Origin of the sequence: Geodermatophilus sp. CPCC 205506 (assembly GCF_051383635.1) — a bacterium.
Taxonomy (GTDB): domain Bacteria; phylum Actinomycetota; class Actinomycetes; order Mycobacteriales; family Geodermatophilaceae; genus Geodermatophilus.
In genome coordinates this window covers 60142-72410 of the sequence record NZ_JALPKP010000018.1, presented here as the reverse complement: position 1 = coordinate 72410, position 12269 = coordinate 60142, and the positions used below count along the sequence as shown (strand labels likewise).

14 protein-coding genes are annotated in these 12269 nt (G+C 67.5%); 9 read left to right on the top strand and 5 right to left on the bottom strand.

Features of this window, described 5'->3' with window-relative positions:
- Positions 1-45: 45 nt before the first annotated feature.
- The 5 genes from MY520_RS12425 to MY520_RS12405 all read left to right on the top strand — a co-directional run bounded on the left by MY520_RS12425 (position 46) and on the right by MY520_RS12405 (position 3875).
- The gene (locus tag MY520_RS12425; protein ID WP_436692413.1) at positions 46-732 is read left to right on the top strand and encodes a hypothetical protein; all 687 of its coding nucleotides are present in this window, start codon (positions 46-48) and stop codon (positions 730-732) included.
- Positions 729-2507, top strand: coding sequence for an AAA family ATPase (locus MY520_RS12420; RefSeq protein ID WP_436692412.1), 1779 nt, complete (start codon positions 729-731; stop codon positions 2505-2507). The genes MY520_RS12425 and MY520_RS12420 overlap by 4 nt, the downstream gene beginning before the upstream one ends.
- Entirely contained in the window at positions 2504-2713 is a 210-nt protein-coding gene (locus tag MY520_RS12415) for a hypothetical protein (RefSeq protein ID WP_436692411.1), read from the top strand. Before MY520_RS12420 ends, MY520_RS12415 begins: the two co-directional genes overlap by 4 nt.
- Positions 2710-3042, top strand: a complete 333-nt coding sequence (locus MY520_RS12410) for a hypothetical protein (protein WP_436692410.1) — start codon at positions 2710-2712, stop codon at positions 3040-3042. The genes MY520_RS12415 and MY520_RS12410 overlap by 4 nt, the downstream gene beginning before the upstream one ends.
- Positions 3043-3452: 410 nt before the next feature.
- A complete protein-coding gene (locus tag MY520_RS12405) occupies positions 3453-3875 on the top strand; it encodes a hypothetical protein (RefSeq protein ID WP_436692409.1) in 423 nt (140 codons plus the stop codon).
- A 641-nt stretch (positions 3876-4516) separates the two neighbouring features.
- Here the strand turns inward: MY520_RS12405 and MY520_RS12400 are convergent.
- Positions 4517-5167, bottom strand: coding sequence for a hypothetical protein (locus tag MY520_RS12400; RefSeq protein ID WP_436692408.1), 651 nt, complete (start codon positions 5165-5167; stop codon positions 4517-4519).
- A 1279-nt stretch (positions 5168-6446) separates the two neighbouring features.
- On the opposite strand from MY520_RS12400, the gene MY520_RS12395 reads away from it, so the two are divergent.
- Entirely contained in the window at positions 6447-7286 is an 840-nt protein-coding gene (locus MY520_RS12395; protein ID WP_436692407.1) for a hypothetical protein, read from the top strand.
- On the opposite strand, the gene MY520_RS12390 is transcribed toward MY520_RS12395, so the two are convergent.
- The 3 genes from MY520_RS12390 to MY520_RS12380 all read right to left on the bottom strand — a co-directional run bounded on the left by MY520_RS12390 (position 7283) and on the right by MY520_RS12380 (position 9102).
- Positions 7283-7852, bottom strand: a complete 570-nt coding sequence (locus tag MY520_RS12390) for a hypothetical protein (protein WP_436692406.1) — start codon at positions 7850-7852, stop codon at positions 7283-7285. The genes MY520_RS12395 and MY520_RS12390 overlap by 4 nt on opposite strands.
- 62 nt (positions 7853-7914) lie before the next feature.
- The gene (locus MY520_RS12385; protein WP_436692405.1) at positions 7915-8478 is read right to left on the bottom strand and encodes a hypothetical protein; all 564 of its coding nucleotides are present in this window, start codon (positions 8476-8478) and stop codon (positions 7915-7917) included.
- A 75-nt stretch (positions 8479-8553) separates the two neighbouring features.
- A complete protein-coding gene (locus tag MY520_RS12380; protein ID WP_436692404.1) occupies positions 8554-9102 on the bottom strand; it encodes a hypothetical protein in 549 nt (182 codons plus the stop codon).
- A gap of 100 nt (positions 9103-9202) precedes the next feature.
- Between MY520_RS12380 and MY520_RS12375 the strand changes: the two genes are divergently transcribed.
- The 3 genes from MY520_RS12375 to MY520_RS12365 all read left to right on the top strand — a co-directional run bounded on the left by MY520_RS12375 (position 9203) and on the right by MY520_RS12365 (position 11889).
- Entirely contained in the window at positions 9203-10219 is a 1017-nt protein-coding gene (locus MY520_RS12375; protein ID WP_436692403.1) for a protein NO VEIN domain-containing protein, read from the top strand.
- A gap of 159 nt (positions 10220-10378) precedes the next feature.
- Positions 10379-11287: a YDG/SRA domain-containing protein gene (locus tag MY520_RS12370; protein WP_436692402.1), complete on the top strand. Its 909-nt coding sequence runs from the start codon at positions 10379-10381 to the stop codon at positions 11285-11287.
- Complete coding sequence (locus MY520_RS12365) at positions 11284-11889, top strand: hypothetical protein (RefSeq protein WP_436692401.1); 606 nt, start codon at positions 11284-11286, stop codon at positions 11887-11889. Before MY520_RS12370 ends, MY520_RS12365 begins: the two co-directional genes overlap by 4 nt.
- A gap of 69 nt (positions 11890-11958) precedes the next feature.
- Here the strand turns inward: MY520_RS12365 and MY520_RS12360 are convergent, their stop codons facing one another.
- The gene (locus MY520_RS12360) at positions 11959-12261 is read right to left on the bottom strand and encodes a nucleoside triphosphate pyrophosphohydrolase (protein ID WP_436692400.1); all 303 of its coding nucleotides are present in this window, start codon (positions 12259-12261) and stop codon (positions 11959-11961) included.
- Positions 12262-12269 lie beyond the last annotated feature (8 nt).

The following is a 12269-nucleotide window of genomic DNA, read 5'->3' as shown; positions in this document are numbered from 1 at the left end:
CCCTCGATCCGATCGCCCGCTCCCTGCGTCCACAAGGAACGAAACGTGAAGTCTACGAACCAGCCCCCTGCCGACAGCCCGGCGAAGGCACCCTTGCAGGTGAGGAAATGTGCTCACCCGTCTCCCGCTGGCGCACTCCCGGCCGCCCAGTCCTACGAGGACCACCGTAGAGACGATGCGGGCCTCTACGCCGACATCCTGTTCGGTGACGCCACCGGCTACGTCTGCGGAGCGACCGGCAAAAACCCCTTCCTCAACGCGAAGAACAAGTACAGCTTTTCGCCGTCCGGGTGGCATGAGTTCGCACTCCGCTGGCCGGACCAGCGCGACGAGCTGGTCGACGCCATCGTCCGCGCTGCCGACGCCCAGGTGGACCTGTTTGTGTGCCCCTACCTCCGGGTGAGCGAGGACCGGAAGAGGGGCAGCGCCGTTGAGCGGCGCTTCATCCACGCCGACATCGACGGCGAGCTGTCAACCGAGAAGGTGCAGGCCGTCGGTGGGTTCGCCGTCGACTCCGGCACCGAGGGTCATGGGCACGTCTACATCGCCCTGAGCGCCCCGGTGGACGTCCGCCAGCACGAGGTCTTGTGCCGGGCGCTGGGGCGCTACCTCGGGAACGCCGATGCCAAGGTCAGCGACAACGACGTGTTGCGGCCGCCCGGCAGCGTGAACCGCAAGCCGACCGTGCGCGGCGTGGCTGCGTCGCCGGTGCGCTGGCTGGTGAAGCCGTGAAGCTGTGGGATCCCATCGAGCTGTCCCGGACCCTCGACATGGGCGCGACGCCGAGCACCCGGACGGTCGGCGTCGCCGCCGCGGTCTGCGGGGCAGACCTCGCTGACCTCCCTGATCGGGTGCGCGACGCCCTGGCCCAGGACACCGGCGACCGCTCGGACGACACTTTCCGCGTCGTGGCCGCCTGCTACGCCGCTGCGCTGACCCTGGAAGACGCCCGCGCCGCCGTCGCCAGCCGGAGCGACCTCGCCCAGCGGCTCGCTGAGCGGCAGGACGACGACGTCCAGAACTGCTGGCTGCGGGCCATCAACGGCAGCCAGGAACGCCGCCGCGTAAACGCCGACCTGATGGACATGGTGCCCAACACCACCGCTGACGCGCCTCCCGAGCAGCCCCCGGTGGCGGTGGAGACCCGGCCGAGGCTGAAGGTGATCACCGCCAGCCAGGTGCAGGAGCGCCGGGTCACTTACGTGTGGGACGGCCGGATCCCAATCGGCTCGCCCACGCTGATGCCGGGTGAGGAAGGAATCGGAAAGACCACCGTCGGCATCCGGATCCTGGCCGACCTGACGCGCGGGACGCTGCCCGGCGAGTTCCACGGCGAGGCCCGTGACGTCGTCGTGATGGCCCCCGAGGACGGCATCGAGGACGTCGTCAAGCCCCGCTTCCGCGAGGCCGGAGCCGACCTCGACCGGGTGCACTTCGTGATCTGCCGGGAGGTGGGCGACGAGGAGGACAGCGTCATTCTGCCCCGCGACCTGCCGCTGCTGACCGAGGTGATCCGCCGGGTCGACGCGGCCGTGGTCTGGGTCGACTCTCTGGTCACCGTGCTGCCCGACGAGCTGAAGTCCATCTCCTACAAGGACGTCAACAAGGCGATGAAGGCGCTCGGCACCTGGGCCGACGGGGAGCGGGTGGCCATCGTCGCCCCCTGGCACCTGAACAAGAACGCCGGGGGCGACACCGCTCTGCGGATGATGGACTCCCGCGCCTTCCGGACCGCCGTGCGATCCCTGCTCCTCGTCGTCGCCGACCCCGACGCCGAGGAAGGTGGACCGCAGCAGGGCATCGTCGCCCTGGACAAGGCCAACGCCGGAACGCTGAACGTGCCTGCGCTGCGCTACAGGATCCGGTCGGCCCGCTACATCGTCACCGAGGTCGACCGGTACACCGGTGAGTTGGTCGAGAAGCCCGCGAGCTGCGGTGTGGCCGACTGGATCGGTGAGGTCGCCGGGGACGGCCGGACGATCGCCCGGGACGCGCTGACCCCCAAGTTGGACAAGAGGCCGAGCGCGCGGCAGTGGCTGAGCCAGTACCTCGGAACCAACGGGGAGACCTTGCGAGCCACGGTGATCGACGACGGCGAGGAAGCCGGATACAGCAAGAGCGCGATCACCGATGCCGCCACCAAGATCCCCGTCTCCAGCCGCGAGGAGAAGGGTCAGGAGAACGGCGTCCCCTACCGCCGCGCCTTCTGGTCGCTGGCTCCGCGTGCCACTCGTCCGACCTCCGTGGACAGCCACACGAACCGGACGACTCGGACTACTGGGGAGACAGCACAACTAACTACTCACTCTATTTGCCCAGGTCAAGGCCAGTTGTCCGAGTCGTCCGAGTCGTCTGTGGACGGTGAAACCAGGACCACCGAGCTGGACGACTGGACAACTGGACGAACCGTCCTTGTCGGCAGGACCCACGAGGAGATCACCGCAATCGGTCGAAATCTGAGGCATCGGGTACTCGGATCGCCCAGCACCAAGGAGCAGTCGGCGTGAACGAGATCAACCGGTGGGCCGCCTCGCTGGACGGGGCCAAGATCCCCGGCGGCTGCGAGGACTGCGACGCCTTCCAAACGCTCCATGTGATCGACCGGGGGTTGACCCGGATCAACATCCACCACGATGACTGGTGTCCGACCTACCGCCGGATGCGACCGGCGTCAGGTCTGCCCGATCAGCCGGCGGCCGGGGGTGCCCGATGAGCAACCGTCGTCGTCGCCGTCCCACGGCGATCCGCAACGCCGGGGAGCCCATGGTCGCCAACCCCGACAACGGGATCACCGCCCAGGAGCGGCAGACCTCGATGCTCCAGTGCATCGCCCTGCTGGACGCCGCCTGCGAGGGCGATCAAGAGATGCGCTCCTACCTAACTCCGGGTCCGCACGTCCACGACCTGGCTCTGATGCTCGCCCAGATGACCGACCTGGCCCGTGCCCTGGCCCTCGCCCACGTCGGCCGGGAGCCCGGTCGGCAGCGCGAGATAACCGACATATTCCGCGTGGCCGTTCTCACCGGCTCAGGTCTGCGGTGACCGCCTGCTGCTCCGCCTTGTTGCCGGCATCAGGCGTGAGTGGTGAAGCCGTTGAGGAGCTGCACTGTCTGCCTCGGGCGGTCGCTGACGAGACATGCCCGTGAGGCGACAGACGTACGACGCCGCCGACCAACCCGGCCGTGGCTCGGTTCCATTCCTGCTACGTCGTGGACGTTGTCGCAGCCGCGACCTCAGGCGGCCGGAGGACCCAGGGGGGGACCCCTCCCCCCGGTCCCAACTGGACACCGGAACGCACTGCTGATTTGGGCGTCTGAGGGTCTGGGGGTCGTGACGTCGGAGGCACAAGTTGCCGTCGCGGCGCGGACCACGGTGGTCGTCCCGGGCCCACATCCACAAGCTCCCCTCGCCGGATCTGGGCGAAGGGCAACCGAAAGGGAGAACAAGGAATCATGATCGAGATCCGCTACGGCGACCGCGAGCAGCACTCGATGACGGTCGACTACCGCAAGGCCGAGCCCCGGGGACTCACCGGCCCCGACCGGCCGCTCGGGCTCGACCCTGACCCCGGCCGGTGGCCGCACCCCTCAACCCTGACCTTCGACCAGGCGGCGCACCTCGGGAGGGCTCCGGCCTGGGTCCGCGAGGCCCTGGGGGCCGAGCTGGGCGCTTGGTATGGCGCGGAGAGTCGCCGCCTGTCTGCCGAGCACGAGCGGCTCGCCCGTGACGCCGCCGAGGAGGGTCGTGGCCGAATTCTCGCGAGTAGTGATGCCCTGCGAAAGAGGCAGCGGGCGCGGTACCACGCGGACGCCTGGGCGAACCTGCTGAGCGTCAACGTCCCCGGAATCCTGGAGATGCGCGAGGTCGGCGGGTGACGGCCGGACAGCGCGGGCTCGACGAGGCCCGCAGACGATTCGGCCAGCAGCCCCGCGGCAGTTCGGCTGGGCCTGAGGAGTGGACCGTGCGGCAGCTCGCCGAGACTTTCGGCGGGGTCGGTGCCTGCGAGGCCGCTGCCCGTGCCGGCGACCGATCGGCGCGCGCGGTGCTGGTCGAGTGGCGGCAGGCCGTCTGGGAGGCTGTCGAGGCCGGGGCCCCGGTCAGGGACGGGGTGGGCGGGATACCGGGACGACTACAGCGATAGATGGCCGTCTAGGACGGCCAGCACGACTGCACCTGCCGGGGTGACATGCGATGGCTCGTCAGTTGAGGGTCGCCTGGGTTGTCCCCCCAGGCGACCATCAACTGTCAGGCAGTCCCACGACGCCGCAGGAGCAAGACCAGAAGCAAGACCAGGACGACGAGGAGGGTGACGCCCTCGACTACGCCGGGAAGGTGAATGTCCGGGTGATCCTCGTCGACTGCGCGACGCTCGCGGGACCGGCAAGACGCTGCTGGAGGCGCACGAGGCGGTGGCCTTAGACGCGTCGGGCGTCGACTACAAGATTGACCTGTCCGTCGAGAACGCCGAGCAGATCCGCGAGGCCGTGGCCGCTAGACCATGGCCAGGCGGAGGACGTCAGGAACCTGGTTGGTGGAGAGCGCGTAGGCGTCGCTGGTGGACGGTCGTGGTCCGGCCGTCCTGGATGCACTTCTCACCGGCGGCCACTCCGCACTCCGCGCAGGCGTTGGCCGCGATGGCCTTTTTGCGCTCCGCGTTGATCTCGCTCTTCTGCTCCGCCGTCAGATGAGGCCAGCACGCGGCGGCGCGGGTCCCATCGGCGCGATTGACCCGTGTGCCAGAGCACGGGCGGCCGTCCATGATCTTGGGGCACGCCGGGTCCATCGACTCGGTCAGCCGGGTGTCGCTCAGTCGCGCCCGGTAAGACGTCGTGGCCCGGGCAGTGCCGTCGGCTGCCCGGTCGGCTAAGCCCAGCAGGTAGCAGGGCGGCTGCGGTCCGGCCCATGAACGTCCCGTGCCATATGCGATGTCGACGGGCCGATCCTGGTCGACGATGGCGGCCGCGGACTCCAGCTCCATGTAGGCCATCTGCAGCGACTCATGCATCCAGCTGAGCGCCTCGGCCAGGTCTCCTAGCGCGAGGTACCGGTCGACGCGCTGCTGGTATGCCGCTACGGAGTCCTCGGCTGCGGGCAGTCGCTGAATGATGGCGTTCAGCTGGCCGAGTACGTCCGTGAGCTGACCGTAGGCGGTCTCGTCTGCCTGCACCGATGCCTCCCGTTCTGGCGATCAAGGATGAGGCTAGCCAGACGGCTGGCCGGGCCTGACCACCGCGCGCCAGGCGCTGCAAATCGACCCGCGCACGACTATCGCGGCGCACGATCCCGAACTCGGGCGGGAGGTGAGCGCAGCGATGTCGGCGCTGGCCGCGCAGGTCGACGCCGGGGCGACCGATGCCGAGTGCCTCTCGGAGCTGCAGAACCTTGCCGGCCTGCTGAGGCGATCGGTGCCTGGCGACTTCGTCAGCGGATACGAGGCACGCAGGCTGGCGACGTCGATGCTCCAGCGCTACCGCGACGCCGGGCCCACGACCCACGGGCCCGGCTGCTCAGTCACCCCGGGCACCGCACCGGAGAGCACGAGCACCTCGGCCTCGGTGGCGGCGTGTCCCGGAATGAGCTCGAATGCGGCGAACCGGGTCGAGGCATACGTTTCATCCGGGTGTGGAACGATGCGGAGTCCCTGGAAGTCAGGGTCACCCAGGCAGATGGCGAAGCGTGGAGTGATTACGCGCATGAAGACGACTTACGAACACGGGCGCTATTGGCACGACGGTCGCCAATGTATGCACTGGCACTGGGAGTGCGGGTGTGGAAGCCATTCTCGTGGCGGAGACATCCAGTCAGACGCAGAAAGCAACGCTGTACAACACCGACTGCGGAACGCAGTTGGCCACCCCGAGCCCCGGGTCTACCAGGACGGCTGCCCGTGATTCAGCGGTAGCCGCACTCAGGCGCGGCACAGCCCATCATTCCAGCGCTATGCCGAGCGCCACCAGGCTCGCGGATTTAGTCCGCGGTCCGGGTGCGGCCGCATAGCAGGGTGTCCTGGCCCGCGTTGCCGTCGGTCTGGCGGCCGGTGAGGTCCGACGTGCGCGCCAGCCACATGCAAAGATTGCTGGTCCTCGTATGCGGCCAGGCCGAGTTGTCGCGAAGGTGCCACTTTGCGCCTTGGACGGCCCACTATGAGACACCCGCGACCGTCCCCCTTTCGCGCGGCCGAGTGAATCGCCTGACTGATCTGCGGAGGACTGTGCGGCGTCCGGGCGTCAGCCCTTGGCGATGACCGTCTCCCGGTGTGCTCGGGCTCGCCGGCGAGAGTCCACCATCGTGCACAGGAGCGCTCCGAGCGCCAGCACGAGGGAGACTGCCGCCCACCAGTTGCCCTGCGCGGCCGCGAACGCAAGAGGGCGCTCGCGAACACTAGGGTCAAAAGTCAGACCCCGGTCGGGACCCATCGCTGGACGGGCTACTGAGACACTGCCCGCGTGCCTCTCGCCGTGTCGCTGCTCGGTCCCGCGGCTCGACTGGCCCTACCCAAGGTCCGCGAGCTCATCAAGTTAGGTCCAGACGACATCGCCGAGAACAAGGCGATCGTGAAAGCGGCCGGCGCGGTGGCCTTAGAACTGCTGGACAAGAGCCAAGACGTCATCGCTGACGAAGAGACGCTCCACCTAACCGAAGTCTTCGTGGAGGCGCTAGGTCGCACCGACACCGTGGACCTGCAGCGGATCGGCAACCCCACTAGCCCCCGGGCCGACCTCATTGAGGCGTTTCGCGCCGCGCTGGAGCCGCTGGATGATCGTGATGTGGGCTTCCATGCGATGGACCTTCATACCTCGGCGTCCGAGGTGGCGGTCAAGTTCGTGAACGCGCTGACGGAAAACCTGTTCACATGGGGCGAGGAGTCGAGCCTCCTGCGAGACGTAGGACTGCTGCTGCAGATCGATGGCGTGCGGAGGGCGCTGCCGAGCATTGCAGCCAGCGAACCGCCCCCACCGGTCGTTCGAGCGTGGATCACCGTCGCGACGCACCCTCCCGAGATTTTGGTCTTCAATGAAGGCGTCTCGCCGATTTTCGAAGTCACACCGACCCCGACCCTCATCGCCCGCGACCTCGACGGCCAACGGCGGGCCATGATCGGGGCAGGGGCTCTGACCAGCGCTCGGGCTGCACAGATTGCCCCGGAGGAGGGGTACTGCTGGCCGCTTCCACACATGGAGTCCTGGAGCGCTAGTCCGCTCGTGTTCTCACATCTCCAACTCGACTTCAGCGACAACGCCGGCCGCAACTGGCGACTGGCGCACGATCAACTGACGCGGCTCTAGGACGGCGGCTGCCACGACTCCGGGTCTCCGGGAGAAACCCACGTCGGTGCCCACTTTGACCTGCTCGCGTAATCAAGAAAGATCAGCATCACCTCGTGGTTGAAGTCTCGGAGCTCATACCAAAGGTCAATGAGTTCGGAGACGCCGAGCACAACCCTGGCGTGGAGGCCTTCAGACGGGCGCTTGGCATTCTGCTTCAGCAGACGAACCGTCATGTCGGGGTCGTGATCGGGATCTTCTTCCATGCGGATTGAGTGCACCACCTGGTTGCGGACCCGATACAGACGGTCGTATCGATCAGCGAAGCCGACAACCTCGGGTGCGAGCTCCTGCTCCTCGATGACCTTGAGCCGTTGGACCAGATCCCTGCCGGACCGTCCCCACGCCTCTAGCTTCAGGTCACCGTCGAAGCCAGCGACCACGTCCACGAGGCCCGACAGCGTTGCGTCAAGTTGCGCTGCCACCATCACGACGAAGCCGATGTGCTCGGCGAGTGCGCGCTGGTCGGGGTCGGCCTTCGGGAGAATCCTCCCTCCGGTGCCGGTTCTGATGTTGGCGTAGTCCACACCCTCAGGATGAGCCCCTGTCCCTGAGGCCGCCTTCAGGGCGAACGTTGCCAGTCGCGGTACTAGACGGCGTCCACGTCGGCGACGCTTGTCATCGGGACCTCGGTGAGCAAGGCCTTCTTCCAGTTCAGCTGCTTCGCCGTCCGGCGCATGTGGTCGTTGACGCACACGACGTCGCACTTCTCGATCTCCCGGCGGATGGTCGGCCAGCTATAGCTATAGATCATCTGGCTCACGTTCACCTCCTTGGACTCACGGTCGCGGTGGTCAAACTGGAGGACGACGATGTCGGTCTCGCCGCAGTCGACGCATGGGTGATCTCCGAGGTACTGCCAGAGGTTCGCGCGGTTCTGCTCCACGTACGCGGTGTGCAATCCGGTGCGATAGGCGCGCCAGGCGTCCTCGCCCATCGCTTCCTTCTTCCGCGCGTCGCGGGCGTACTGCTTCTGGTTCTCAGCGGCCCGCTCGGCCGGCGTCATCTGGGCGCTGCGTTGCTTCCGCCGCTCGCCCTTGACGGCGTTCTCGCAGGCCCTGCACGTGGCCTTGTAGCGCTGCCTCTTCTCGTCCCAGTAGAACTCGGCCACGAGCTTCCGGTCGAGGCAGTGCAGGCACTCCTTCTCCGTCACGGCCGAATTGCTACCGGCCGTGTCCGACAGAACGGCACGGATCGCCGACGCCTGCCCGCCGGTCGGCGATCAAGGTCATCCGGCATCGGCCGCTGTTCCCGACACCGGAGCCTTGCCCCAGCCCATCTGCGTCGCGGTGCGGCGGGCGTGACAGTTTCCGCACACGACGTCGCACTTCTCGATCTCGCGCAGCATGACCGCCCAGCGCCGCCCCGAGGCGACCATCCGGCTGATGATCATCTCCTTGGACTCGCGGTCGCGGTGGTCGAAGTGGAGGACGACGATGTCGGTCTCGCCGCAGTCCATGCACGGGTGCTCGCGCAGGTACTGCCACAGCTTCTGGCGGCTCTCCGCGACATAGGCGTCGAACAGGGCGAGGCGGTAGGCGCGCCAGGCCTCGTCTCCCATCTCCTCGCGTCGCTGGGTGGCGTTGGCGTACTGCTTGGCGTTCTGCGCCGCCCGCTCCTCTGGCGTCATCCGGGCCCGGCGCTCTCGGCGGAGCTCGTTCGCCCGCTCCCGGTGGCAGGGTTTGCACCGGCCATACCACTGCTGCTTGGTCTTGTTCCAGTAGAAATCGCCCACGGGCTTCGACCGCTTGCAGTTCGCGCACCGCTTGGTCTCCACGACCGCATTGGTATCGGACAGGTACGACGCCCCCCCCCTTCGGGCGGTCGGTCCATGTCCCGGTCACGGTGGGTGCCCCGCCTGTAGCAGGCTGCGTGCCGTGGCGCTCAACACCTGGTGGACCGCAGACCCGGCCCAGCGGTACTGGATGGAGATCACGCTCCGGGACGATCTCGGTGCCAACCTCAAGGCCCCGAAGCTGAACGCCGGCGTGTGGTCGTACGACCTCGTCGGCGAGGTGAAGCCCGGTGACCGGGTATTGCACTGGTCGGGCAAGGCGCGAGCCCTCGTGGGCTGGTCAGACGTCATGGAGTCGGCGACGACGGTGCCCGAGTACACCTGGCAGCCGCGAGGCACCAGCGGGCGCGCTCTGCCCGGCCCCCGCACCACCGAAGGCTGGGTTGCGCCGCTCGAAGGGTTTTCCCAGTTCCCGCAGCCCCCGACCCCGGCCTCGCTGCTGCCGCTGCTTGATCAGCTCATGGAGCTCCGCGCGTCCCTAATTGAGCAGCACGGCGCACCCGTCTACTTCCCCTTCTACCGCTACGGCGGGACGCAGGTCCGCACCCAGCAGGCCTACTTCGTCAAGTTCCCGATACAGCTGTTCGACCTCATCCCCGGCATCGAGCTGGCCAGGCTGACCACGGGTGTCGAGGACGAGGGGGGCGAACTTATCGAGGATGCCGAACCGAGCGGGCAGAAGGCACCGCCGGGGAGCACGACGCGCGTTCAGGACCCCGAGCGCCGGGCCGCCGTCGAACAGCACGCCGTTGCCGCCGCTCTGGAGTACTACGAGAAGGCCCTGGGCGCGACGGACTGGGAGGTGCTCGGCAAGCCCTACGACATCAAGGTCATGGTCGACGGCGTCGAGCGGCACTGCGAGGTCAAGGGCAGCTCGATGATCACCGACACGGTGGAGCTGACCATCAACGAGGTGAACCACGGAATGGACTGCGCCCACTCGGACCTCATCGTGGTGGACGGCATCGAGGTGACCAAGGATCAGTCGACGGGGCAGTTCCACACTGCTGGAGGTCGTCGACGGGCGTGGACGGACTGGACGCCAGCCGAGGAAGCTCTTGAGGCCAGAAGGTTCGCCTACCTTCTCCCCGACGAGTAGCCCGCGTCGCTGGTCGTTATCGCCCCGGCGATTCGGCCCGGCCGGGCCTCGCAGTTGGCCGTCCTTGACGGTCTCGCGGGGCGGACCAAGGCCGCAGCGTCACCACGCTGGGTGATCCGGGGCTGCCGGCGCGCGAGGACGAACTCGTATCTTGCTCGTGTGGCCCTGCCCAGCGTTTTCGGCGAGATTCCCGGCTACCGGGAGGGGCACGAGTTTAGGTCTCGGGCCGAGGTCCGCCTCGCGGGCTTGCACCGGCACAATCAGAACGGGATCAGCGGCAACCCCGAGGAAGGGGCAGACGCGATCGTCGTCTCGGGCGGCTACGCCGACGACGATCAAGGTGTCCGAATCATCTACACGGGCGAAGGCGGTCAAAACGAGGACCGCACTCGGCATGTGGAAGACCAGCAGATGGACGGCGGGAACCTCGCTCTCGTCCGCTCCGAGGAACGGGGCCTGCCGGTACGCGTCATCCGTGGCGTTCCCCGCCGCAAGCGGAACCGCTCTGCGTACACGCCGGCCAGCGGACTCCGCTACGACGGCCTGTACACAGTGGTCCGGCACTGGTCCGAGCCACATCCCGATGGGCCGCTCGTGTTCCGCTACCTGCTCGAGAAGGCCGACGGCGGTACCGCCTGGGAGGCGCGGCCGGGAGCTGGGACCACGTCCCGGCCCGCCGGCGACCAGGCCCCGAGTCGAACCCAGAGCGTGACCCAACGGGTGGTTCGCAACAGCGCCGTGACCCAGTGGGTCAAGAACCTGCACGACCACACATGCCAGGTCTGCGGCATCCGTCTCGAAGTCGACGGAGGCGCGTACGCCGAAGGCGCGCACATCCGCGCCCTGGGCCGGCCGCACAACGGTCCCGACGTCATCGACAACGTGCTGTGCCTCTGCCCCAACGATCATGTGCTTTTCGACAAGGGCGCGATCTTCATCGGCGAGGACTGGAAAGTGCACCGGACCGCGGACCGTTCCGTTCTGGCATCTCTGCGTACGCGTCCGGGCCACGATGTCGACATGGCTGCGGTGGCCTACCACCGCCAGTTCTTCGCAGGTGTTCGGTGATCGCCGCCCCGGAGCGCAGCGGCGGTTCTAGTAGGAAGTTGATCGTCAACGAGCTGGTGCGGGGTCGCGAGGACTACTTGAAAGGCGCGTCTCCTTACTACGACCAGGCGCTGGCGGAGGTTGCCAGCCGCGCCGACCGTGACCGAAGCCTCGGCAAGGTTGATCTCGGGGGTCTGCTGCTCTGGAAGCGACTTGGCGACTACCGGAAGTGGGCGCTCCCGCTCAACCGGATGTCCGACGAAGAGGTCCGCCAGATCACGGGCGAAGCTCTGGAAGCCGCGCGAGATGACGCGTCAGGTACACCGGAGGCCGCGGCACGAGGACGTGAAAGGCTGAGGCTGCTTCCAGGATGTGTGCAGGGGACGGGTGCCTGGCCTTCCACGATCCTGCTGGCGGCAGCGCCTCAAAGAATGGCGGTGTATGACCGTCGCGCCCACATCGGCCTGAAAAAGCTCGGATATCAGGTCGGTGACCGGATCAGTTACGGGCCGTATATGGCTGCAATCGAGGCACTGCGCGACATGGTGGCCGACTCCGGTCGCATCTGGCTAGCACGAGACGTTGACCTCGCGTTGTACCAACTGGGCGGTCCCTCCACTTAGGCCGTCGGCCACTGCTCCGCTGGACCGACCCCAGACGCCGACGAGCCAGCCAGGGCGACGAGCGTCAGGTCACGCTTCCAGCCAGATGCGCCGCTCGAAGCCGCCACGCTCTGCCCGCTTGACATCCGCGGCGGCGGCAACGTCCGCGATGTCTACATCCAGTGTCTGAGCGATGGCCAGCAGGACTTCATAGACGTCGGCGGCTTCTTCGAGACGTGAGCTGGGATCGGCGGTGCGCAGCTCCTCGGCCTCTTCGAGCAGCTTGGAGTGCAGCGCGTCGACGTACTCCGCTTCGCCGAGGAGGCGCACCTCCGGAGTCCTGCCGCTGCGCTCGATGATGTCGGGGATCAGGTCTCGGACCAGCTTGCCCACGTTTGTCG

Coding starts and splice junctions, on each gene's coding strand:
- MY520_RS12405 (WP_436692409.1), top strand. CDS start 3,453: ATGATCGAGATCCGCTACGGCGACCGCGAGCAGCACTCGATGACGGTC.
- MY520_RS12410 (WP_436692410.1), top strand. CDS start 2,710: ATGAGCAACCGTCGTCGTCGCCGTCCCACGGCGATCCGCAACGCCGGG.